Here is a 22,324-nt window from a genome sequence, read left to right on the forward strand (position 1 = left end):
GCTCCTTCGTCGCGTACGAAACGGCGCCTAACCGGCGACCCGGCCGCGACCGCCGCTTCGCGGCGATCCCTCCTCGAGGTCGGGATGTGCGGGGCTGGGAGTGCGGGAGGTGGCGGACTTAAGTGGCGAGGTGTGGGCTGGTAGTGCGGGAGGCTGCGGTCTTTGGTGGTGAGGTGTGGCTGGTAGTGCGGGAGCCTGCGGACTCGAGCCGCGTGGTGTGGCGCGAGTGCGGAGGTGGCGGACTCGAGCCGTGAGATGTGGCTGGGAATGCGTGAGGTGGCGGAGTAGCGGGTCTGTTTGTCCGGCTACTCCGCCGGGCCGGGGTTAGACCAGTACGTTCGCCGGCTGGCTGAGCAGTTGGGCGCAGCGGAGGAGGCCCAGGTGGCTGTAGGCCTGGGGGTGGTTGCCGAGGGAGCGTTCGGCTACCGGGTCGTATTCCTCGCTGAGCAGGCCGGTGGGGCCTGCGGCGGCGACCAGCTGGGCGAAGAGGGCTTCGGCGTCGGAGCGGCGGCCGATGAGCAGGTAGGCCTCGACCAGCCAGGCGGCGCACAGGTGGAAGCCGCCTTCGCCGCCTGGCAGGCCGTCGTCGTGATGGTAGCGGTAGACGGTGGCACCGCTGCGGAGCTCGGCTTCGGTGGCGACGACGGTGGCCGCGAAGCGGGGGTCGGCGGGGTCGATCAGGCCGCTGAGGCCGATGTGCAGGGTGGCGGCGTCGAGGTCGGTGCCGTCGTAGGCGGCGGTGTAGGACTGCACCTGTTCGTTCCAGCCCTTCGCCTTCACCTCCTCGGCGATGGTGTCGCGCAGGCCGGCCCAGTCGGGGTCGGGGTTGCGGTCGAAGCGCTCGGCGAGGGTGAGCGCGCGATCGATGGTCAGCCAGCCCATCACCTTCGAGTACACGTGGTGGCGCGGGTTGCCGCGGATCTCCCAGATGCCGTGGTCGGGCTCGGTCCAGCGTCGCTGCACGGCCGAGACCATGGCGTGCACCAGTTCCCAGTCGGCGTCGGGCAGGGCCTTGCTCGCCTCGATGATGCCCTGGCGTTCGCGCTCGTGGGCCATGGTGGTGATCAGGTCGACGATCGGGCCGAACACGTCGAGCTGCACCTGCATATTGGCCGCGTTGCCGACGCGCACCGGCCGCGAACCGGCGTAGCCGGGCAGCAGGTCGATGACGGCTTCCGGCGGCAGGGTCTCGCCGTAGATCGTGTACAGCGGGTGCAGGCGTTCGGGGCCGGGCAGGGTGGCGAGCACCTTGTGTACCCAGTCCAGGAACTCCTCGGCCTCGGTCAGCGAGCCGAGGGAGACCAGGGCCTGCGCGGTCAGCGAGGCGTCGCGCAGCCAGCAGTAACGGTAGTCCCAGTTGCGCACGCCGCCGATGTCCTCGGGCAGCGAGGTGGTCGCCGCGGCCAGGATCGAACCCGACGGGCGGTGCACCAGCCCGCGCAGGGTCAGCGCCGAGCGCTTCATCAGATCCGGTTTCAGCGGCGGCAGCTGCAAGCCCGCCGACCACTGCGACCAGTACTCCTCGGCGAGCGCGCGCCGCTGCGCCTCCGGTGTCATCGACGGCGCGAGATCGGCTGTGCCGCAGCGCAGTTCGAGCACGATCCGACCCTCGGACGGGTCGACGACGGCGCGCGCGGTCTCGGAGATCCCGTCGGAGACGATCTCCCACTGCACGCCGGTGGAACGCAACACCATCGGGTCGTTGGTGCCGCTGACCCGCAGGCCGCCGGGCACCGCCTCGATGCGCACCGACACCTGACCGAATTCCGGCCGGGGCGCGAAGGTCACCACGGCCTTGGCGTCACCGGTGATCACCCGGGTCAGATCGGTGCGGTTGGGTGCCACGTCGTGCGGCAGGTAGTCCATCACCTGCAAACTGGCCCAGCGGGTTTCGACGGTCATGGTGCCGTCGACATAGCGCTGCGACAGCGGCAGCCCGGCCCGCTCCGGCGCCACGGTGAAATGGCCCGCGGCCGCGCCGCCGAGCAGGTGGGCGAACACCGCGGCCGAGTCAGGTTCGGGATGACAGAACCAGGTGACGGTGGCGTCGGGGGTGAGTAGCGCGACCGAGCGCGGGCTGGCCAGCATGGACAGCCGTTCGATGCGCGGGGCGCTGGCGCCGGCCAGCCAGGTGCGGCGCTCCTCCACCAGGAACGCCAGCGCGCGCGCTACGTCCTCGGTGCAGTCCACGCGCAGCTTGGCCAGGCTCTCGCCCTCGCCGACCTTGATGCCGACATCGGGTCCGGACAGCACCCGGAAGGCCTTCTCGTCGGTGACGTCGTCGCCGAAGAACACTGCGGCCGAGGCGCTTTCCTGATGCCGGATGGTGTCGAGGGCGGTGCCCTTGTCGGTCGGGATGACCGCGAGTTCGATCACCGCCTTGCCCTCGGTGACCTGCACGCCCACCCAGCAGGCCGGGCCCTGTCGCACGGAAGTCAGTGCGCGCCTGCCGATCTCGGGGCTGGCATTGCGCACGTGCAGGGCGGCGCTGGCCGGCTTGGACTCGACGGTCACGCCGGGGTTCTCGGCGGCGATCTTGGCGAAGGCCGACTGGATCTCGGTGAGCAGTTGCTTGGCGTCGTTGTCGATCGCGTGCACGAAGCCCACGTCGAACTCCGAGCCGTGACTACCGATCAGCTGCACCTCGACCGGCAGGCGGGACAACGCCGCCAGATCGCGTAGTGCCCGGCCGGAGATCACCGCCGCGGTGGTGTTGGCCAGCCCTGCCAGCGCGCGTAACGCGCTCACCGATTCGCGGTGGGGGAAGGCCTTCGCCGGGTCGGACACGATCGGGGCGATGGTCCCGTCGTAGTCCGAGGCAACCAAGAGCCGTGGCACGCGTGCAACCGACGCCAGTGCACGGCGGACATCCAGGGGCAGATCCTGTGCGCTCACGCATCCAACCTAGTGATCGGAGTAGTTGATCAGGGGGCGCGAAAAACAATACTGCGTCAATTCTGGCGCGCGAGCGGCGCGGCGGGTTGTGTGTTCGGGTGGCGGGGTGGTGGCTCGCGATCACCCCGCAAATCCGGCCGCTCGTCGCGCGGGCCGAGTGGTGCCCAGCGCGTGCTCACCGGGGGTGCGGCGGGCCGGGGGAGGCTCGGCAGGCCGGTAGATGCGCTGTTTTGCATATGCGGGCTCGGCTATGCATCTTCCCACTGGAAACGCCACCGCCCACCCCTGTCAACAGGAGTGGGCGATTTGTGACGGTGTTGCCGCGCTATCCGCGATTGCCCAGCAACAGGTCGACGGTGAGCTCGAGCCGTTCCGTGACATCGGTGGCCGAGGCGCGGCGGGTGAGCCACGCCACCAGGTTCGACAGCCACACATCGGAGATGACGCGGGCGATCGCGAGCTGGCGCTCGTCGGGCTCGCCGTCGCTCATCGCGCGGGCGAAGACGCGGTCCATCACCTTGCCGACCCGGTCGACCTCGGCGGCGGCGGAGGCGTCGGCGAACATGAACGCCCGGGTCATCGCCTCGGTGAGCAGCGGGTCGCGCTGCATCATCCGGGTGATCTGGGTGAGCAGGCCGTGCATGCGCTCGGACGGGCCGTCGCCGGGTAGGGGTCTGCGCTTGCCCTCGAACTGCTCGAACTCCCTGGCCAGGGCCGAAACGAGCAGGTGGACCTTGGACGGGAAATAGCGGTACAGGGTGCCGACGGCGACGTCGGCGCGCTCGGCGACCGCGCGCATCTGGACCGCGTCGTAGCCGCCCTTGGAGGCCAGTGCGAGGGTGGCGTCGAGGATGCGCTTACGGCGCTCACGCTGGGCGTTGGAACTCAGCTCGTCCTCGGACAAAGTCGTCACGGTGGGCGTGGGTGCGGGACTGTCCATCGTGGAAACCCTTTCGCTGAGTGCATTTTCGTCGGCTGTGCCGCACGCCGCTGGTGCGCCTGGAACATCCCCGAGTGTAGGTCTCTTGACTTATACCCGGCCCGGATATTAGAACATGTTCTAGGAGTGGGAACCACGCCGGAAGGGCGGATTTTCTTGTGACCATCGCCACCACTGACGAGCATAAAGCCGCCGCGGAGTCGCTGCGGGGCTGGGCGAGTTCGGTCGCGCCGATTGCAACAATGCGGGCCGGCGGGCCGGGCGCCTGGCGCGACTACTGGCCCGCGCTGACCGAGTTCGGCCTGTTCGAGGTCGCCCTCGACGAGGCCGACGGCGGCCTCGGCGGCACTGTCACCGACCTGGCCGTGATGCTGGAACAGACCGGCGACGATCTGGTCGCCGGGCCGGTACTGGCCACCGCGCTGGCGGGGCTGATCACCGCCGGAGCCGTCGCCGATGGCACCCCGGTCGCGGTCGCGGTGCCCGCCGACGAGCAGGCCGCCAAGGCCACCGGCACCGACGACGACGGCTGGATCGTCACCGGCAGTTGGGATTTCGTCTACGGCGCCGACGACCGGACCCGGGTGCTGGTGCCCGCCAACACCGTTGACGGCACCCGCTGGCTGCTGATCGAGCCGGAGGCGGTGACGATCACCCCGCTCGCGCACGGCGACCACACCGTGGCGCTGGCCCGGGTCGAGGCCACCGAGGTCGCCGTCGCGGCCGAGCACGGTTTCGCGCCGGAGGCCGATGTCACCGACCTGTTCGTCACCCTCGCGGTGGCCGAACTCGCCGGCGTGGCCGGCTGGTGCCTGCGCACCGCGGTCGACTACGCCAAGGTCCGTGAGCAGTTCGGCAAGCCGATCGGCAGCTTCCAGTCGATCAAGCACATCTGCGCCTGGATGCTGTGCCGCACCGAGCTGATCCGCGCCGTCGCCGCCGACGCCGCCGCCGCGATCGACGAGGGCGGCGCCGAGCTGCCGATCGCCGCCGCCGTGGCCGCCAGTGCCGCGCTCGACGCCGCGGTCGACACCGCCAAGGACGCCATCCAGGTACTCGGCGGGATCGGCTTCACCTGGGAACACGACGCGCACTTCTACCTGCGCCGGGCCAGTGCCCTGCGCCAGCTGCTCGGCGGTTCGGCGCGCTGGCGTGCCCGCGTCACCGAGCTGAGCCGGGCCGGACAGCGCCGCACCACCGGCGCCGAACGGGTGCTGGGCGCGGCCACCGGTGACTCCGCGCTGGCCGCCGAGATCGCCGCCATCGCCGCCCTCGACCCGGCCGAACAGCCGCGCGCGCTGGTCGAGGCGGGCATGGTCATGCCGCACTGGCCGGCACCGTACGGCCGCGGCGCCGATCCGATGACCTGCCTGCAGATCGCCGAACAGCTGCGCCGCGCCGAACTGGAGACCCCCGACCTGGCCGTCGCGGGCTGGGCGGTGCCGACCCTGCTGCGTTTCGGCAGCCCCGAGCAGATCGAGCGGTTCGTCTGGCCGACCCTGCACGGCGAGGTGACCTGGTGCCAGCTGTTCAGCGAACCGGGCGCGGGCTCGGACCTGGCCGCGCTGCGCACCACCGCGGAACGCGTGGACGGTGGCTGGAAGCTGCGCGGCCAGAAGGTGTGGACCTCGCTGGGTTCGCTGGCCAACTGGGGCATCTGCCTGGCCCGCACCGACGCCGGCGCCGCCAAGCATCGCGGGATCAGCTACTTCCTCGTCGACATGCGCGCGGCCGGGGTGCAGGTGCGCCCGCTGGTGCAGATCACCGGCGAGGACCGGTTCAGCGAGGTCTTCCTCGATGACGTGTTCGTCCCCGACGACTGCCTGGTCGGCGATCTGAACAACGGCTGGAAGATCGCGCGCACCACGCTCTCGGCCGAACGTGTCGCCATGGGCGGCGGCGGTATCGGTGGCGCGCTCGAGGCGCTGCTGGACCGTTTCCCGGTCGGTGGATGGGGAACAGAACTGCGTGAGGACCGTTTCGGCGCCCTGATCACCTCCTCGATCGCTGGTTCGTTGCTGGAGCAGCGGATCGCGGTGGCGACGATGGCCGGAGTCGACGCGGGCGCCCAAGCCAGCGTCCGCAAACTCGTCGGTGTCCGGCACCGTCAGGATCTGGCGGAATACGCACTCGAACTTTCTGGCGAAGAAGGTTCCCTGGACAGTGACGCTCTGAAAGAATTCTTGCTCACCCGGTGTCTCTCGATTGCCGGCGGGACCGAGCAGATTCTGCTGACCGTGGCCGCCGAACGGATTCTCGGCCTGCCGCGCGATGCGGACAGTTAGCTCGATGAGGGAGGACGCCGTGGATTTCACCCGCGACGAAAGCGCCGACGCAGTAGCCGAGGTGGTCGTGAGCCTGCTCGAACGCGAGCAGGCCCGCGATATGGAATTGTGGCCGAGCCTGATCGACTCCGGCCTGCTCGCGGTCCCCGTGCCCGAGCGCTTCGGCGGCGACGGCATGGGCCTGCTGGAGGTGTCGGCGCTGCTCATGGAGCTGGCCACCGACGCCGTGGCGGTACCGGCCCTGCCGACCTTCGGGTTCGGTGTGCTGCCGCTGCTGAGCCAGCTCTCCGACGAGCTCGCCGAACGCGTGCTCGCCGAGGTCGGCAAGGGCACGGTGCTCACCGCCGCGCTCAACGAGGTGGGCGCGCCGTTCACCACCGCGCCGGCCACCACGGCCGTGCGCGCGGGCGACACCGTGCGGATCACCGGCCGCAAGGTCGGCGTGCTCTACGCCGAACAGGCCCGCTGGATCCTGGTCCCCACCGACGCCGGGGTCGCCCTGGTCGAGGCGGTGGCGCCCGGGTTGCAGATCCTGCCGGTCACCGGCTCGGCCGGGATCCCCGAGGCGACGCTGGTCCTCGACGAGGTCGAGATCCCGGCCGACCAGCTGCTGCCCGACGCGCTGCCCACCCTGCACCGCTACGCCCTGGCGAGCATCGGAGCGGTCGCCGACGGCCTGCTCAAAGGCGCGCTCACGCTCACCGCCGAGCACGTGCGCACCAGGGAACAGTTCGGCAGGCCGCTGGCGCAGTTCCAGGCGGTGGCCCAGCAGATCGCCGATCTGTACGTGGTCTCGCGGACCCTGCACGTGGCCGCGGAATCGGCCTGCTGGGCGCTGGCACAGGACAATCCGACGCCCGAACAGCAGCAGCGCATCGATGAGGACCTCGATGTGCTGGCCTACTGGGCGGCCGCGGAGGTTCCGCGCGCCATGCAGCACTGTCATCACCTGCACGGTGGCCTCGGCGCGGACATCACCCACCCGATGCACCGGTACTACTCACAGGCCAAAGACCTCGCCCGCCTGCTCGGTGGCGCTGGTCTGCGCCTCGACCTTCTGGGAGCAAGATGTTCATCGATCTGACCGCCGAGCAGCGGCGGTTGCGCGAAGAATTGCGTTCCTATTTCGCCGATCTCGTCACCCCCGCCGAACACGCCGAGATGGCGATCAACCGGCACGGCGACGCCTACCGCGCGGTGGTCCGCCGGATGGGCGCCGACGGCTGGCTCGGTGTCGGCTGGCCGAAGGAATTCGGCGGCCAGGGTTTCGGCCCGATGGAACAGCAGATCTTCTTCAACGAAGCGGTGCGCGCCGATGTGCCGCTGCCGCTGGTGACCCTGCTGACCGTCGGCCCGACGTTGCAGAAGTACGGCACCGAGGAACAGAAGAAGAAGTTCCTGCCCGGCATCCTCTCCGGTGACATCCACTTCGCCATCGGCTACTCCGAACCGGACGCGGGCACCGATCTGGCCGCCCTGCGCACCACCGCGGTGCGGGACAGCGACGGCGATTGGATCATCAACGGGCAGAAGACCTTCACCACCGGAGCGCACGAAGCCGACTACGTGTGGGTGGCGTGCCGAACCGGATCGGTCGAGTCCCGTCATCGCGGGATCACCATCCTGATCGTGGACACCAAGGACCCGGGATACTCCTGGACGCCGATCATCACCAGCGACGGCGCCCACCACACCAACGCCACCTACTTCGACGGCGTCCGGGTACCGGCGGAAATGCTGGTCGGCGAGGAGAACAAGGGCTGGCGTCTGATCACCACCCAGCTCAACCACGAGCGGGTCAGCCTCGGGCCGTCGGGCAAGATCGAGCAGCTCTACGAGCGGCTGCACGGCTGGTCGGCCGCGCACGAGCTGCTCGATGAGCCCGAGGTGCGGCGTGCGCTGGGCCGGGTGCGGACCATGGTGCGGCTCAACGAGTTGCTGAACTGGCAGGTCGCCGCCGCCGACCCGGCCGCCGCGCAGAACACCGTGATCGCCGACGCCTCGGCCACCAAGATCTTCTCCACCGAATCGCTGCAGGAAGCGGGCCGGATCGTCGAGGAGATCATCGGCCGCTACGGCGATCCCGCCGAACCGGACACCGCCGAACTGCTGCTGTGGCTGGACCGGCGGACCAAGCAGAACATCGTCGTCACCTTCGGCGGCGGCGTCAACGAGATCATGCGCGAACTGGTGGCCTCGGCCGGCCTGGAACTGCCGCGCGTCCCCCGATGAGCAAGGAGCCGGGCGTGCCGGAAAGCATCACCCCAGAAGAGGTCCCCGAGGCGCTGGCGAAGCTGGCCGCGGCCGGTGAGTCGGCGCCGCGCGCCGGGCGCGACCCGGTGAACCAGCCGATGATCAACAACTGGGTCGAGGCGATCGGCGACACCAACCCGATCTACGTCGACGAGTCCGCCGCCAAGGCCGCCGGGCATCCCGGCATCGTCGCCCCGCCCGCCATGGCGCAGGTATGGACGATGAACGGCCTGCACGGGGTGCGCACCGCCGACGACCCGCTCGGCCTGGCGACCCAGCTGCTCGACGACGCGGGCTACACCTCGGTGGTCGGCACCAACTGCGAGCAGACCTACCACCGTTACCTGCGGCCGGGCGAGGAGGTGCGCGTCACCAGCAGGCTCTCGGAGTTCAAGGGCCCCAAGCGAACCGGGCTCGGTGACGGCTGGTTCCTCACCTTCACCACCACCTGGTCCGTCGGTGACGAGGTGGTCACCGAAATGCTGTTCCGCATCCTGAAATTCGCGCCCGCGGCCAAGGAGGACGCGGCTGCGGTGGCAGGCGATGTCGCCCCCGCACCCGAGGGCCGGGTCGGACCGGTCATCTCCAAGGACACCGAATTCTTCTGGGCCGGAACCGAAATCGGCGAGCTGCGCATCCAGCGCCGACCCGATGGCACCTTGCAGCATCCGCCGGTGCCCGCCCTGTGGCAGGACAAGGCCGAGACCACCGACTATGTGGTCGCCGCCGGTACCGGCACGGTGTTCAGCTTCGTCGTGCACCACGCGCCCAAGGTGCCCGGCCGCGAGCTGCCCTTCGTGGTCGCGCTGGTCGAACTCGACGAGGGTGTGCGCATGCTCGGCGAGCTGCGCGGTATCGATCCCGCCGAGGTGAGCATCGGGACACCGGTGCGGGCGGCCTTCGAGCGGCTGCCCGACGGCACGGTGCTCCCGTACTGGCAGGCGCCCGCATGAGCGCGGACGCAGGCCCGCTATCCGCCTGCCGCCGCTGTCCGGGGCCGCTTCCGCGATCGACCAGCCTGCCCGTAGCTCGCCGCACCGTCTCGCGCGCTGTGCGCCGCCGTCCGGAAAGGACGCCACGATGACCTCCACCGTCGATCTCACCGCGCTAGCGGTGGGCACCGCGTTACCGGAGCTGGTGATCCACGCCGATCCCACCTTCGTGATCAGCACCGCCCTGGCCACCAGGGACTTCCAGGACGTGCACCACGACCGCGACAAGGCGGTCGAGCGCGGGTCCAGCGACATCTTCGTCAATATCCTCACCGACACCGGCCTGGTGCAGCGCTTCGTCACCGACTGGGCCGGGCCGGCCGCGGTCGTGAAGTCCATCGCGCTGCGCCTGGGTGTGCCGCTGTATTCCGGTGACACGCTGACCCTTTCGGGCACCGTCACCGCGATCGACGGCGCGCGGGTCAGCATCGATGTGCGCGGCCGCGACAGCCTCGGCGAGCACATCACGGCGACCGCGGTGATCGACCTACCCTCTTTGGAGCAGTCATGACGGGCCTGTCCGGGCACGCTGCCATCGTCGGCATCGGCGCCACCGATTTCTCGAAGGACTCCGGCCGCAGCGAATTGCGGCTGGCGGCCGAGGCGGTCAGTGCGGCACTGGCTGACGCGGGCCTCACCCCCGCCGACGTCGACGGCCTGACCACCTTCACCATGGACACCAACACCCAGGCCGCCGTGGCCAGGGCCGTCGGCATCCCGCACCTGAAGTTCTTCAGCCACATCGGGTACGGCGGCGGCGCGGCGTGCGCGACGGTGCAGCAGGCGGCCATGGCCGTCGCGACCGGGGTGGCCGACGTGGTGGTCGCCTATCGCGCGTTCAACGAGCGTTCCGGCGCCCGCTTCGGGCAGTTCTCGCCCGCGCTGGCCGCCGCGCCGACGTCCTCGGGGATCGACGCGGGCTGGGCCTATCCGCAGGGTCTGGGCACGCCGGCCGCGCAGGTCGCGATGGTCGCGCGCCGGTACATGCACGTCACCGGGGCGACCAGTGCCGATTTCGGTGCCGTCGCGGTGGCCGATCGCAAGCATGCCGCGGTGAACCCGAACGCCTTCTTCTACGGCAAGCCGATCACCCTGGAGCAGCACCAGGATTCGCGCTGGATCGCCGAACCACTGCACCTGCTGGACTGCTGCCAGGAGTCCGACGGTGGTGTGGCCATCGTGGTCACCAGCGCCGAACGCGCCAAGGATCTGCCGCAGCGCCCGGCGGTCATCGCCGCCGCCGCGCAGGGCAGCGGCGCCGACCAGTACGTGATGACCAGCTACTACCGCGACGCCATGACCGGCCTGCCGGAAATGGGCCTGGTCGGTGACCAGCTGTGGGCGCAGAGCGGCCTGACCGCCGCCGACATGCAGGCCGCGATCCTCTACGACCACTTCACCCCGTTCGTGCTCATGCAGCTCGAGGAGCTGGGTTTCTGCGCCAGGGGTGAGGCCAAGGAGTTCATCGCCGACGGTGCCATCGAGCTCGGCGGACGGCTGCCGCTCAACACCCACGGCGGCCAGCTCGGCGAGGCCTACATCCACGGCATGAACGGCATCGCCGAGGCGGTGCGCCAGATCCGTGGCACCTCGGTCAACCAGGTCGACGAGCTCGAGCGCATCCTCGTCACCGCCGGTACCGGCGTCCCCACCTCGGGCCTGGTCCTGACCGCCTAGACGGGGCTACCAGCTACGGTGCACCGTGCCCTTGGAGCCGGTCACCAGGCTCGCCGCGGGGACGTCGTCGGCCACGACGGCGCCCGCGGCGATCACCGCGTCGCGTCCGATGCTGACCCCGGGCAGGATCGTCGCGCCCGCACCGATCCACACGTTGTCCGCCACGTCGATCGGTCCGCCGGTGAGGTACTTGCGCCGTGCCACCGGGTCGACGGGGTGGCTCATGGTGATCAGCGAGGCCCTCGGGCCGATCATCACGCCCCGCCCCAGCCGGATGCCCGCGTAGTCCAGGAACGTGCACCCCTGGTTGACGAATACCTTCTCCGCCAGCTCCAGGTTCAGTCCGTGGTCGGTGTAGAAGGGCGGGTAGATGGTGACGCCCGCCGGCAGTGGGCGGCCCAGGATCTGCTCGAAGAGCGCCGCCTTGGCCGCCTCGTCCTCGAAGGGCGTGATGTTGAGCCGCGAGGTCAGCGCGGTGACCGCCAGTACCCGCTGGTGCATCGCGGAGAACTCGGCACCGAGTACCGCTTCGCCCTGGGCGAGACGTTCGGTGTCGTGGATGAGCATGAGGGGATCGCTTGCCATCGAGCGATTCTCGCCTATCCGGGGCCGGTGGGTTCGTAGGTTCGGTGGGTGATCCCACGCCACGTTGAACAATTCAGCGGCCCACATAGCGCGTGGCCCACCCGGTAGGGCCCGCCGCGCTTGATCACGGTCAGCGACCTGCCGTGCTTCAGGTGGAGACAGTGCCACCTGAATACCTACGGCTGCCTGGGCTCCCATATCAGCCCGACGACCCTGATGTCAGTGGCACCGAGTCTGCCTGGCTTCCATAGGAATTGGATCCGCCCAACCCTGCGGTCAGCGGTCTTGATGCACAGTGTGGTACCGGAAGGTAGCTGCTCCCATGTCCGCAGCTGCACATCATACTGCCCCGCCGCGCAGGTCGCATAGGTTGTGTCAGGGACATCCGCGAACATCGCACCGCTATTTGCAGAGACGCCGATCTCCGGATCGATCACGACGGTCGCGACATCAGTGGAATTCGTGATCCAGCTCGCCGACGAAGTGCGTATATGAACTCCCCACGGCGACGCGTCGGTTCCATAGAAGTCGGAGAGACTGCCGCTGCTGAACACTGGAGGCTCGACAGCTGAGGTCGAAGTGGGATGTGTGGTCGTTACGCTCGTTCGCACAACCGCGCTCGATGGCGCCAACTGGCTGACATCTGTCGGCGGGGGCGTTGAATCGACTGGGGGTTCCGGGGTCTCCGCCCCGGAGGTCAGCAGCGGCACCAGGACTGCGAAGGGTAGCGCCAGTACGCCGGCGATGGCGCCAACCCTCTGCCAATTCACCCCCGTGCGCTGCTCGTCCAGTTGAGCAGCTCCCGGACCTTCCGACATGTGTTCTCCCGCATCGCCAGGATGTCTAACCTGCTGCACAACAATATAACTGAGTTTGCGACTATCGTGGACGGGCCCATCGCAGGTATCACGAGGGCGGCGACCCGACGGCCCGGTGTTGGGTCGTGGCCAATCGGTCGCGTATGTGGGTCATCATGCGGACGACGAACGGCTCCGCAGCCATCGACGACCCCTGCGCCCTGTAGTGCGGCGTCGCGAACTGAGTGGCTGGGTGTCGCCCGTCGTGGACGGGTGGGTTCGTAGGCTCGGTGGGTGATCACACGCCACGTCGTCGATGTCCATCTGCTGCTCGTCCGGGACGGGCAGATTCTGCTGAGCCTGCGTCGCAGTGGTGACGAGTACGACAACCGCTGGCATCTACCCTCGGGCAAGCTCGAGGCGGGGGAGTCCGCGACGGCGGGGGCGGCCAGGGAAGCTGCCGAGGAGATCGGTGTCGAGATCGAGCCCGGCGCGCTGCACCTGTGCCACGTCGCCCATGTGACCGCGCCGGGGCGTGACGCGCGGATCGGGCTGTTCTTTCGCGTCGCGCGGTGGCGCGGCGAGCCTTTCAATAGGGAACCCGACAAATGCTATGCACTGCAGTGGTTTCCGCTGAATGATCTGCCCGCGAACCTGATCGAATATTCCGCGCTCGGAATTACCGCATTGAATTCCGTCAAAACCTATTCCGAATTGGGTTGGGAATAGTCACGACCAGCGTTGTGTAGAAACTGTGAGACTGGACCGGAAAGCTGCTCGATGGTTGCGGGCAGGCCGGCGCGGACTCCGGCGAAGCGGTCGAAGACCAGTCCTTCCAGCAGGGCGAGGAAATCGCCCGCGGTAGCCGCGGGGTCGGTGGCGCCCAGTGTGTCGAACAGTTCGGTCGCGCGGTCCAGGGAGAACAGGCTGCCTGCCAGGCGGGCGTGTAGCTCGGTGTCGCCGAGTACCTCGATGAGCAGTGCGTGCCGGGCGATGAGTTCGTTGCGGCGGTGGGTGAGCGGCCGCGCGAGCCAGCCCGCGATGCCATGGGCGATCTCGGCGGGGTCGGGTCGGACCGTGCGTTGACCTGCGGATTCGCCTGATTGCGTGATGTCGTGCAGCGTGGCGAAGTCGGCGCGGGAGCGGGCGGTGATGCCGTCGGCGACCGCGGCGATCAGGGCGTGCCTGGTGCGGAAGTAGTAGGACGTGGAGCCGGGTGGGAGCTCGAGCGCGGTGTCGAGCGCGCGGTGGGTGAGTGCGCGGATGCCGCGGGTCGCGATGAGGTCGATCGCGCCCGTCACGAGCTGGTTGCGCCGGTCTGTGGACATCGTCACCTTCGCTGGTCGCTCTGCGGTTCGGTCCTCTACAACTGTAGAGGACAAGGAGGTTGTCATGCACCCCGACATAATTCTCGACCCCGCCCAGCTGGCCGCCGGTGACGCGCTCGCCGCCCTGCTCGACCGGCACGCCCGCCCCCGCAAGCGGCAGCGTGGCCGCTACCTGCACGGCAGACCGGGACGCGGCAAGACCATGGTGATGGACCGGTTCTTCGCCACGGTGGCCTCGAACCGCAAGCGCCGCTTCCACTTCCACGGCTTCTTCGCCGCGCTGCACACCGCGGCCCACGACCTCGGCTCGATTGAACGGGCCGTCGCCGCCCTGCTCGACGACGCCGACCTGGTCTGCTTCGACGAATTCCACGTCAACGACATCGGCGACGCCATGCTCGTCACCCGCCTGCTCGACACCCTCTTCGCCCAGCGCCGCACGCTGGTGGTCACCTCGAACTACGCACCCGCCGAACTGCTGCCGAACCCGCTGTTCCACGACCACTTCGTGCCCACCATCACCCGCATCCTCGACCATCTCGACGTCATCACCCTCGACGGCCCACTCGACTACCGCACCCTCGCCACCCGGCGCGACACCGGCTTCTGCGCGGGCGGCTACGTCCTCGACCCGGACGGCACCTCGGGCCCGGTGATTCGCGCCGGCGTGGATATCGACCTCGGAAACGGGCGTACAGTGCGCGCGACCTCGGTCGATGCCGATGCTGTGACCTTCGATTTCCGGCAGCTGTGCGGCACACCGACCGGCGCCGCCGACTATCTCGCCCTGCTCACCCGGTTCCGGCACTGGACCCTGCGTGAGGTCCCGCCGCTGCGCACCGTGCCGCCGGATTGGGCCATGCGGCTGGTCAATCTCATCGACGTGCTCTACGACGCCGACATCCCGTGCACGATCCACGCCGCCGAGCGGGTGGCCGAATTGACCTCGGGAGTGCCGGGTGTCGCGGAGTTGGCGCGGACCACGAGCCGCCTCGGCGAGTTGCCGCTGATCGTTTGTTCCGCTCAACAAGCCCACTGATACGGGGGCACAATAAAAGGGAGGTAATCCAAAAGAAGCGATTTCCTCCCGAGCGAACCACTCGGCATGTAACTATGTGGCTGTTTTGTGCAGGCACTGGGGTTTGGTGGTACAGCTGTGATCGGGGTGAATCAGCCCATACCGCGGGCGATCGTCGTGATCGTGCTGGTAGCCGCGGCGACCATCGCACTGCACGGCTACCTGCCCGAGGCGGGCGCCGAGTCGGCGGGCACGCCCAATCCGCTGCTGGTCGCGGTGATGCCGGTGTTGCTGCTGGTGTCCATCGTCATCCTCGTGGCGGGAGTGATCGCCAGTCAGCATCGTCTGCCGCTGGCCATGCCGCAACACGAGAGCGAAACCCTGCCGCGTTTCCAGTGGCGGCGGATGGTGGTGCTGGCGCCGATCGCGGTGGCTGTGATCGCGCTGGTCTTCGCCGGCGGTGTCACCGCGCTGTTCCTGCTGCCCGGCGCCCGGCCCATGCGCCCGGCCGCGGAGACGCTGCCCGAGGGCTCCGGTCCGGTGCCGACCCCCACCGACGCGCCCGCCCCAGATCCGGGCACCGGCCCGCATGAGCTCACCGGCACCGCGCTGCTCATCGCGGCCGTGCTGGCCGTCGTGCTGATCGCCGTCGCGGTAGTCGGTCTGGTGGTCGTCGCGGTGGCCGCCCGTCGCGAGACCACGACCGCGGCCCCCGCCGAGCCGGAACCGACACCGAGCGACGTGGATTCGCTCACCAGGGCCGCCGAGATGGGCCTGGCCGCGATGAACGCGCCCGGCCAGGACCCGCGCACCGCCATCATCGCCTGCTACGTGGCGATGGAACGCGGCCTGTCCAGCGACCTCGCCGCCCGCCCGAAAGCCTCCGACACCCCCATGGAGGTGCTCGCGCGCGCGTTCGAAAGCGGTGTGCTGCACGATGCTTCGGCACGTGAGCTGGTCGCCCTGTTCGAAGAGGCGCGGTTCAGTCCGCACTCCATGCTCGAATGGCAGCGCATGCGCGCCGAACAACTGCTGCGCATCGTGCTCACCGATCTGCAACGAAGGCTGGTGGCGGCATGAACGGTCAGCGCCCGGAGGCGGTAGCTTGCGTAACCACGCAGGGCGCCCGCTCATGCCCGACGGAGACAGCATGAACAGTCAGCGCCCGAGGGAGGCGGCGTGACGACCGAGGTGGAGTCGAACGAGGGCGCAGGCCGGGGAGCAGTGATCGGTTTCGCGGTCGTGGCCGTGGTGCTGATCGAGATCGCGTTGCTGCGGCTCGACCGCGATTTCGTGCTGCTCGCGGTGGCGTTCCCGGTAGCTGTCGCGCTGGCCGTACTGGTCCGCTCGATGCGGCACCGGGTGCTGCGCGAGGAACCGCTGACCGAATACATCGACAACGGTCCAGCCGAGATGCTCGGCCGCTGGCACGCGCGCGCGGAGATGCTGACCGCCCGTGCCGACGGCACCCGTGCCGACTGGGATCGCCACCTGCGCCCCCTGCTGGCCAAGGAGTTCGAACTGTCCACCGGCCTGCGCGTCGCCAAGAACCGCAGAGCCACCGAAGCCGCCGGGCAGTTGCAGTTCGGTCCTGAACTGTGGCTGTGGGTGGATCCGGCGAACTCGGCATTGCGCGATCAGACCGGTCGCGCACCGGGTAGAGAGGCGCTGGACGAGATCCTGCGCCGATTGCAGACGATGTGAGGGGTTAGAGGCCACCGATGACAATGCCGTTGAACGTGACCGTCCAGCGCTCCGACGCCGTGCTGCGTGAGCTGGGACGGGTCGTGGTCGGCAAGCGAGATGAGTTGCAGCTCATCATGATCGCCGTGCTGTCCGGAGGACACGTCCTCATCGAGGACCTCCCAGGCCTTGGTAAGACACTGATCGCGCGGTCGTTCGCGGCCGCGCTCGGACTGGATTTCACGCGGGTCCAGTTCACGCCCGATTTACTGCCCGCCGACCTGCTCGGTTCGACGATCTACGACATGTCGTCGGGCCGGTTCAACTTCCGTCGCGGTCCGGTTTTCACCAATGTCCTGCTCGCCGACGAGATCAACCGCACCCCGCCCAAGACGCAGGCGGCGCTGCTGGAGGCCATGGCCGAGGGCCAGGTCAGCATCGACGGCGAAACCTTCCTGCTGCCCCAGCCGTTCATCGTGCTGGCCACCGACAACCCGATCGAGTACGAGGGCACCTACCCGCTGCCCGAGGCCCAGCTCGACCGGTTCGCGATCCAGCTGCGCCTCGGCTATCTGTCCGAACAGGACGAGACGCAGATGATCCGGCGCAGGCTCGAACGTGGTTCCACCCCACCGCAGGTCGGCCAGGTGGTCGACGCGCACGGGCTGATGGAGATGCGCCAGTCGGTCGAGTTCGTCACGGTGCATCCCGATGTGGTGAATTACGTGGTCGCGCTGGCCTCGGCCACCCGCAGCCACCCGCAGGTGGAGGTCGGCGCCAGTCCGCGCGCCGAACTCGATCTGGTGCAGATGTCGCGGGCCAGGGCATTGCTGCTCGGGCGCGACTATGTCATCCCGGAGGACGTGAAGGCGCTCGCGGTGCCCGCGATGGCGCACCGGATCACGCTGCGCCCGGAGATGTGGGTGCGCCGGATCCGCGGTGAGGACGTCATCACCGAACTGCTTCGCCGGCTACCGGTGCCCCGCGCCACCAGCACATGAAGCACCGCGACGAATCCAGGACGGTCGAGGTCGACCTGCGCTGGCGGCCCGCGCCGCTGGTGTTCATCCTGGCCGGCTGTGCCGCCGTGGCACTGGTCGTCGCGGTGCTGCGCGGACAGTGGCAGCTGGTCGTGTTCGCGGCGCCGATGCTCGGGGTACTCGCGACCGCGCCGTGGCAGCACGGCCGCACCCGCATCCAGGTCGACGGCAGCGGCACGGTGCGCTGCTTCGAGAACGAGGTGATCGGTTGCAGTGCGGCGGCTTTCGTGGAGAGCGGGCACGCGCTGCTGCGGATGACGCCGGTGCCGCTGGACGGCCTCGGCCTCGAGGTCGAGGAGGCGCACGACTCCGGTGGCGCGCCCGCGGGCCTCGACCTGTCGCTCTCGGCCGGGCGCTGGGGGCGTTATCCGGTGCAGGTCAAGGTGTCCGCGCTGAGTCCGGCCGGGCTCGCGGTCGCGACCGCCGAGCTGCCCGCGGCGAACCTGTACGTGTACCCGATCGCCGACCCGCAGCGAATGCGCTTGCCGCGCACCGAACTTCCGGACCGCATCGGCACCCACCTGACCCGCAAGCACGGACCGGGTGTGGAATACGCCGACATCCGCGCCTACGCGCCGGGCGATCAGCTGCGCACGGTGAACTGGCCGGTGAGCGCGCGGCGCGGCAGGCTCTATGTCACCGAGCGCTTCACCAACCGCTCCGCGGACGTGGTGGTCCTGGTCGACACCTCCCAGCAGGCGCCCGGTCCGGCCAGCGCCTCGCTCGAACTGTCGGTGCGCGGCGCGGCGCAGGTGGTGCAGTCCACGCTGCAAGCCGGTGACCGCACCGCCGTGGTCTGCCTGGGCGAATCGCCACGCTGGCTGCGTCCCGACATCGGCCGCAGGCAGTTCTATCGCATCGTCGACACCGTCCTCGGCGTCGGCGACGAGCACGTCGAGACCACCGGCACGCTGGCCCCGCACGCCGCGGTGCCGATCGGCGCGATCGTGGTCGCCTTCTCCACCCTGCTCGACACCCAGTTCGCGCTGGCCCTGATCGACCTGCGCAAACGCGGGCACGTGGTGGTCGCGGTGGACGTCTTGCGCGGCACCCCCTTCGCCGAGGGGCTCGACCCGACCATGGCCAAGATGTGGCAGCTCGAGCGGGCCTCGATGTATCGCGACATGGGCACCGTCGGCGTCGACATCATCGCCTGGCCGGAGGAGACCCGGCTCGATCAGGCCATGCGCCTGCTGCCCCAGCATCGCCGAACAGTCCGGGTGCGCCGATGATCCGATTCCTCGCCCTGCTCGCCGGCCTGCTGCTGGTCGCCGCCGTCGCGCTGATCACCCCACCGGCCGGCCTGGCCGCGCTGGCGCTGGTCATCGCGAGCTGGTGGTGGCGGCCTGCCTCGATCGGCGCGGTCCTGGTGGTGATCGGCGTGCTCGCCTTCGCCGATGTCGGCGTGATCGCCGCCGCCGCGACCGGTCTGGTGGCCACCACCTACCTGCTCAACGCGGCGGTCCTGCACGCTCCTGAAGGCGTCGTCCCGACGACCATCCCCTCGGTCGGCGGCGCGGTCCTGTTCACCATCGCCGCGGCCACCGCGGCCCTGGTCCCGGTCCAGCTGGCCTGGGCGCCACTGGCGGCTCCCGTTCTCATCGTCTTGATCTACGCCCTGCTCGTCGGCAGCCTCACCCCGCGACCCCAGGAATGACAAGATCACCACGCTCTGGTGTCAGAGCGTGGTGATCGAGTGTTCGCCTCAGGCGATGCGCAGGCTGACCTCGGTCAGCACGGGCGCGTCCTCGCGTTCGACGACGGTGACGCCGCCGATGAACTCCGCGCCCTCGCGCCAGACCTTGATCCGCAGGGTCTCGCCGGGGTACAGCACGCCGGCGAACTTGGCGCGGAACCCGGCCACGCGGGTGGCGTCGCTGTCGAGCAGGGCGTCGGTGATCGCCTTGCAGACCACACCGTAGGTGCACAGCCCGTGCAGGATCGGCGCCGGAAAGCCCGCGCCTGCGGCGAATTCGGGATCCGAATGCAGCGGGTTGCGGTCACCGGAGAGCCGGTACAGCAGGGCCTGCTGCGGCAGCGTCGGGGCGAGCAGCTCCGCGTCGGGTGCCCGCTCCGGCAGCGCGGTCTTGGCGCTGGGCCCGCGCTCGCCGCCGAAACCGCCCTCACCGCGGGCGAAGATCGACGAGCGCGCGGTCCACAGCGGGTCGCCGTCGGAGCCGACGATGCGGTGCTCCTGCACGACCACCGCGTTGGCGCCCTTGTCCCAGATCTCGCTGATCTTGCGATAGATCGTCGCCTTGCCCGCGGCCGGGATCGTGCGGTGCACCTCGATCTCCTGGTGCCCGTGTACGACCTTGGCCAGGTCGATCTCGATACCCGGGAAACTCACCCGCGGCGGCTCGGTCTCACCCAGTGTCGGCGCGACCGCGGCGAAGGTGGGCAGCACCTGCGGCGTGCCGTCGGTCAGGTAGCGCAGCTCGGCCGGGTCGGTGAAGCGCGCGCCGGCGCCCAGCCCGAGGTGGTAGAGCTGGACGTCGGTCGGCGTCCAGCTGAACTCGCGGACCGGCAGTTCCGCGCCGAGCGCGGTCTGGAGGTCGATCGGCATTGCTCTCTCCTAGGAGGTCGGGGCGGCCTCGGCCGCCTTCGCGGCGACGATATCGAGCACCGCGAGATAGGCGAAGGTGATCGCGGGGCCGATGGTGGCGCCGGGACCCGCGTAGGTGTGGCCCATCACCGGGGCGCTGGAGTTGCCCGCGGCGTAGAGGCCCTCGATCACCGAATCGTCTTCGCGCAGTACCCGACCGGAGGTGTCGGTGACCAGACCGCCCTTGGTGCCCAGATCGCCCGGCACCATCTTGGCCGCGTAGAACGGGCCCTGCGAGAGCTCGGCCAGGCACGGGTTGGGCTTGACGGTGGGGTCACCGTAGTAGCGGTCGTAGTGGCTGTTGCCGCGCCCGAAGTCCTCGTCCTTGCCCGCGGTGGCGAAACCGTTGAACCGCTCGACCGTGGCGGTCAGCTTGTCCACCGGCACCCCGATGCGTTCGGCCAGCTCGGCGATGGTGTCGGCCTTGACGATGAAGTCGTTCTCCAGCCAGCGCTTGGGGAAGCGCTGACCCGGCTGCAGCCCGGCGAAGATGTAGCGGTTGCGGTAGCGCTGGTCGAACACCAGCCAGGCGGGGATGTTCTCGCCCGGACCGGCGCCCTGACCGTACTCACCGCCGTACATGGTGTGCACGGCCTCGACGTAGGGCGCCGATTCGTTGCCGAACCGTTCGCCCCGGTCGTTGACCATGATGGTGCCGGGCAGATTGCGCTCGGCCAGCGCGAACCAGGGCTTGCCGCCCTTGAAGATGGTCGGACCCCACCAGGCGTCCTCCATGAATCCGACCGTCGCACCCGCTGCCATGCCCGCGACGATGCCATCGCCGGTGTTGGCCGCGGCGCCGGTTGTCCACTCAGTGGTTATCGGCTGGCGCTGGTATTTGGCGCGCATGTCGGCGTTGTGCTCGAAGCCGCCGGTGCCGAGCACCACGCCGTAGCGGGCGGTGAAGGTCACCGTTTCGCCGTCGACGGTGGCCTTGACGCCGGTGACCTTGCCGTCGGTGACCTCGAGGTCGGTGAGCGGGGTGTTCAGCAGCACCGGGACGCCCGCGTCGAGCAGGCCCTTGCGCATGGCGGCGATGATCGCCTGACCCATGCCGAGCAGGTGCTTGCCGGTGGCCTTGGCCCAGTAGGTGCGCGCGCCGACCCGCATGGCCCGCAGCGCGCCCTTGGGATGGCGGCGGATCAGGTTGAGCCGGACGAAGTCGGCCTGGGTGACCACGACATTGAGCGGCGCCTTGGCGTACGGCGGTTCCAGATTGGCCACCTCGGCACCGAGCACCTTGGCGTTGAACGGCTTGGGCTCGCAGGAACGGCCCTCGCCGCGGCCGCCCGGCGCCTCGGGGTAGTAGTCGGAGTAGCCCGGCACCCAGTTCATCTTCAGGGGGGTGTGGTCGAGAACGAAGTCGAAGGCCTCGGCGCCGCGATCGAGGTAGGTGTCGATCTTCTCGGCGGGCACCACGTCGCCGATGATGCTGTGCAGGTAGGTGCGCGCGTCCTCGCGGTCGTCGGGGCGGCCCGAGGCGAGCAGCGCCTTGTTCCCCGGAATCCACACGCCACCGCCGGATCGGGCTGTCGACCCGCCGTAGTGGGCTGCCTTCTCCAGCAGCACAACGCTCAGTCCCTTGTGCGCCGCGGCGAGGGCGGCGGTCATCCCGGCGGCGCCGCTACCGACCACCACCACATCGTATTCCCGATCTGTCATATAGAACACGTTATAGAAGGCGTCCCAGGTTTGGCAGGCCAAACTGGAACTTGTTCCAGCGGTGCGGGAGGTTTGCCCACCATATGGTGGAACGTGTTATAGAAATCACCTTCGGATGCGTTGTATTGTCAGGTGGAAGGCTGACGCCTGCTGGCGAAACCGGTTACAGTTTTGCCGTTTGAACCTGCGGCTCGGTGGGCTGTGGTCTGCTGGTTGTGTGAGCTTGACTCGCCGACCGGGTGGGCCTGGTCCGTCCGTGCTGCCTACCTGTACTTGCCGTGCTGCCTAGGAGGTCCGCGTGCTGCCCGACGCGGTACGAACTCAACTCGCCGATGAACTCGCCCGCGCCGAAGACGAGCGGGTCGCCGTGTCGCCGCTGGTCGATCGGTTCCCCGACATCGATGTCGTCGATGCCTACGAGATCCAGCTGCTCAATATCCAGCGCAGGCTGCGCGCCGGCGCGAAGGTGGTCGGCCACAAGGTGGGGCTGTCGTCGAAGGCGATGCAGCAGATGATGGGTGTCGACGAACCCGACTACGGTCACCTGCTCGCCGAGATGGAGGT

The 22,324-nt window shown here is 69.2% G+C and carries 19 protein-coding genes and 1 pseudogene; 14 read left to right on the top strand and 6 right to left on the bottom strand.

The window, feature by feature from the left end; translation table 11 throughout:
• Positions 1-324: 324 nt before the first annotated feature.
• Together otsB and kstR are read right to left on the bottom strand one after the other, a co-directional pair.
• Positions 325-2,895 carry a trehalose-phosphatase gene (gene otsB, locus ACFXK0_RS28535; protein ID WP_379414165.1) on the bottom strand — a complete coding sequence of 857 codons (2,571 nt, stop codon included), beginning with the start codon at positions 2,893-2,895 and terminating at the stop codon, positions 325-327.
• A 325-nt stretch (positions 2,896-3,220) separates the two neighbouring features.
• On the bottom strand, positions 3,221-3,835 hold the full coding sequence (gene kstR, locus ACFXK0_RS28540) for a cholesterol catabolism transcriptional regulator KstR (RefSeq protein WP_379414167.1): 615 nt from the start codon (positions 3,833-3,835) through the stop codon (positions 3,221-3,223).
• 158 nt (positions 3,836-3,993) lie between these two features.
• Here kstR and ACFXK0_RS28545 point away from each other — a divergent pair, with 158 nt between their 5' ends.
• From ACFXK0_RS28545 to ACFXK0_RS28570, 6 genes are all read left to right on the top strand, one after another.
• On the top strand, positions 3,994-6,120 hold the full coding sequence (locus ACFXK0_RS28545) for an acyl-CoA dehydrogenase family protein (protein WP_379414168.1): 2,127 nt from the start codon (positions 3,994-3,996) through the stop codon (positions 6,118-6,120).
• A 4-nt stretch (positions 6,121-6,124) separates the two neighbouring features.
• Positions 6,125-7,204, top strand: coding sequence for an acyl-CoA dehydrogenase family protein (locus tag ACFXK0_RS28550; protein WP_379414170.1), 1,080 nt, complete (start codon positions 6,125-6,127; stop codon positions 7,202-7,204).
• The gene (locus ACFXK0_RS28555) at positions 7,189-8,352 is read left to right on the top strand and encodes an acyl-CoA dehydrogenase family protein (RefSeq protein WP_379414171.1); all 1,164 of its coding nucleotides are present in this window, start codon (positions 7,189-7,191) and stop codon (positions 8,350-8,352) included. The genes ACFXK0_RS28550 and ACFXK0_RS28555 overlap by 16 nt, the downstream gene beginning before the upstream one ends.
• The gene (locus ACFXK0_RS28560) at positions 8,349-9,326 is read left to right on the top strand and encodes a bifunctional MaoC family dehydratase N-terminal/OB-fold nucleic acid binding domain-containing protein (protein ID WP_379414173.1); all 978 of its coding nucleotides are present in this window, start codon (positions 8,349-8,351) and stop codon (positions 9,324-9,326) included. Before ACFXK0_RS28555 ends, ACFXK0_RS28560 begins: the two co-directional genes overlap by 4 nt.
• Before the next feature lie 127 nt (positions 9,327-9,453).
• Complete coding sequence (locus ACFXK0_RS28565) at positions 9,454-9,876, top strand: MaoC family dehydratase (RefSeq protein ID WP_379414174.1); 423 nt, start codon at positions 9,454-9,456, stop codon at positions 9,874-9,876.
• Positions 9,873-11,042 (top strand): lipid-transfer protein, encoded by a 1,170-nt coding sequence (locus tag ACFXK0_RS28570; RefSeq protein WP_379414175.1) that lies wholly within the window; start codon positions 9,873-9,875, stop codon positions 11,040-11,042. Before ACFXK0_RS28565 ends, ACFXK0_RS28570 begins: the two co-directional genes overlap by 4 nt.
• Before the next feature lie 6 nt (positions 11,043-11,048).
• On the opposite strand, the gene ACFXK0_RS28575 is transcribed toward ACFXK0_RS28570, so the two are convergent.
• On the bottom strand, positions 11,049-11,627 hold the full coding sequence (locus tag ACFXK0_RS28575) for a DapH/DapD/GlmU-related protein (protein ID WP_379414177.1): 579 nt from the start codon (positions 11,625-11,627) through the stop codon (positions 11,049-11,051).
• A 1,091-nt stretch (positions 11,628-12,718) separates the two neighbouring features.
• On the opposite strand from ACFXK0_RS28575, the gene ACFXK0_RS28580 reads away from it, so the two are divergent.
• Positions 12,719-13,153 carry an NUDIX domain-containing protein gene (locus ACFXK0_RS28580; protein ID WP_379414178.1) on the top strand — a complete coding sequence of 145 codons (435 nt, stop codon included), beginning with the start codon at positions 12,719-12,721 and terminating at the stop codon, positions 13,151-13,153.
• Here ACFXK0_RS28580 and ACFXK0_RS28585 read toward each other — a convergent pair.
• The gene (locus ACFXK0_RS28585; protein WP_379414180.1) at positions 13,129-13,752 is read right to left on the bottom strand and encodes a TetR/AcrR family transcriptional regulator; all 624 of its coding nucleotides are present in this window, start codon (positions 13,750-13,752) and stop codon (positions 13,129-13,131) included. The two genes, ACFXK0_RS28580 and ACFXK0_RS28585, sit on opposite strands and share 25 nt — an antisense overlap.
• Before the next feature lie 64 nt (positions 13,753-13,816).
• Between ACFXK0_RS28585 and zapE the strand changes: the two genes are divergently transcribed.
• From zapE to ACFXK0_RS28615, 6 genes are all read left to right on the top strand, one after another.
• Entirely contained in the window at positions 13,817-14,791 is a 975-nt protein-coding gene (gene zapE / locus ACFXK0_RS28590) for a cell division protein ZapE (RefSeq protein ID WP_379414181.1), read from the top strand.
• A gap of 126 nt (positions 14,792-14,917) precedes the next feature.
• Positions 14,918-15,850: a DUF4129 domain-containing protein gene (locus ACFXK0_RS28595; RefSeq protein ID WP_379414183.1), complete on the top strand. Its 933-nt coding sequence runs from the start codon at positions 14,918-14,920 to the stop codon at positions 15,848-15,850.
• Between the two features lie 99 nt (positions 15,851-15,949).
• Positions 15,950-16,474 (top strand): hypothetical protein, encoded by a 525-nt coding sequence (locus ACFXK0_RS28600; RefSeq protein WP_379414184.1) that lies wholly within the window; start codon positions 15,950-15,952, stop codon positions 16,472-16,474.
• 17 nt (positions 16,475-16,491) lie between these two features.
• Positions 16,492-17,454, top strand: coding sequence for an AAA family ATPase (locus ACFXK0_RS28605; protein WP_379414185.1), 963 nt, complete (start codon positions 16,492-16,494; stop codon positions 17,452-17,454).
• Positions 17,451-18,725 carry a DUF58 domain-containing protein gene (locus ACFXK0_RS28610; RefSeq protein ID WP_379414187.1) on the top strand — a complete coding sequence of 425 codons (1,275 nt, stop codon included), beginning with the start codon at positions 17,451-17,453 and terminating at the stop codon, positions 18,723-18,725. Before ACFXK0_RS28605 ends, ACFXK0_RS28610 begins: the two co-directional genes overlap by 4 nt.
• Entirely contained in the window at positions 18,722-19,150 is a 429-nt protein-coding gene (locus ACFXK0_RS28615) for a hypothetical protein (RefSeq protein ID WP_379414188.1), read from the top strand. Before ACFXK0_RS28610 ends, ACFXK0_RS28615 begins: the two co-directional genes overlap by 4 nt.
• A 48-nt stretch (positions 19,151-19,198) precedes the next feature.
• On the opposite strand, the gene ACFXK0_RS28620 is transcribed toward ACFXK0_RS28615, so the two are convergent.
• The gene (locus tag ACFXK0_RS28620) at positions 19,199-20,059 is read right to left on the bottom strand and encodes a MaoC/PaaZ C-terminal domain-containing protein (protein ID WP_379414190.1); all 861 of its coding nucleotides are present in this window, start codon (positions 20,057-20,059) and stop codon (positions 19,199-19,201) included.
• Between the two features lie 9 nt (positions 20,060-20,068).
• Complete coding sequence (kstD, locus tag ACFXK0_RS28625; protein WP_379414192.1) at positions 20,069-21,769, bottom strand: 3-oxosteroid 1-dehydrogenase; 1,701 nt, start codon at positions 21,767-21,769, stop codon at positions 20,069-20,071.
• A gap of 289 nt (positions 21,770-22,058) precedes the next feature.
• Here kstD and ACFXK0_RS28630 point away from each other — a divergent pair.
• A pseudogene (locus ACFXK0_RS28630) lies at positions 22,059-22,324 on the top strand (2-keto-4-pentenoate hydratase); the annotation flags it as partial.

Source organism: Nocardia sp. NPDC059177 (assembly GCF_042755165.1).
Lineage (GTDB): Bacteria > Actinomycetota > Actinomycetes > Mycobacteriales > Mycobacteriaceae > Nocardia.

Coding starts and splice junctions, on each gene's coding strand:
- kstR (WP_379414167.1), bottom strand. CDS start 3,835: ATGGACAGTCCCGCACCCACGCCCACCGTGACGACTTTGTCCGAGGAC.
- ACFXK0_RS28550 (WP_379414170.1), top strand. CDS start 6,125: ATGAGGGAGGACGCCGTGGATTTCACCCGCGACGAAAGCGCCGACGCA.
- ACFXK0_RS28555 (WP_379414171.1), top strand. CDS start 7,189: ATGTTCATCGATCTGACCGCCGAGCAGCGGCGGTTGCGCGAAGAATTG.
- ACFXK0_RS28560 (WP_379414173.1), top strand. CDS start 8,349: ATGAGCAAGGAGCCGGGCGTGCCGGAAAGCATCACCCCAGAAGAGGTC.
- ACFXK0_RS28565 (WP_379414174.1), top strand. CDS start 9,454: ATGACCTCCACCGTCGATCTCACCGCGCTAGCGGTGGGCACCGCGTTA.
- ACFXK0_RS28570 (WP_379414175.1), top strand. CDS start 9,873: ATGACGGGCCTGTCCGGGCACGCTGCCATCGTCGGCATCGGCGCCACC.
- ACFXK0_RS28575 (WP_379414177.1), bottom strand. CDS start 11,627: ATGGCAAGCGATCCCCTCATGCTCATCCACGACACCGAACGTCTCGCC.
- ACFXK0_RS28585 (WP_379414180.1), bottom strand. CDS start 13,752: ATGTCCACAGACCGGCGCAACCAGCTCGTGACGGGCGCGATCGACCTC.
- zapE (WP_379414181.1), top strand. CDS start 13,817: ATGCACCCCGACATAATTCTCGACCCCGCCCAGCTGGCCGCCGGTGAC.
- ACFXK0_RS28605 (WP_379414185.1), top strand. CDS start 16,492: ATGACAATGCCGTTGAACGTGACCGTCCAGCGCTCCGACGCCGTGCTG.
- ACFXK0_RS28610 (WP_379414187.1), top strand. CDS start 17,451: ATGAAGCACCGCGACGAATCCAGGACGGTCGAGGTCGACCTGCGCTGG.
- ACFXK0_RS28615 (WP_379414188.1), top strand. CDS start 18,722: ATGATCCGATTCCTCGCCCTGCTCGCCGGCCTGCTGCTGGTCGCCGCC.
- ACFXK0_RS28620 (WP_379414190.1), bottom strand. CDS start 20,059: ATGCCGATCGACCTCCAGACCGCGCTCGGCGCGGAACTGCCGGTCCGC.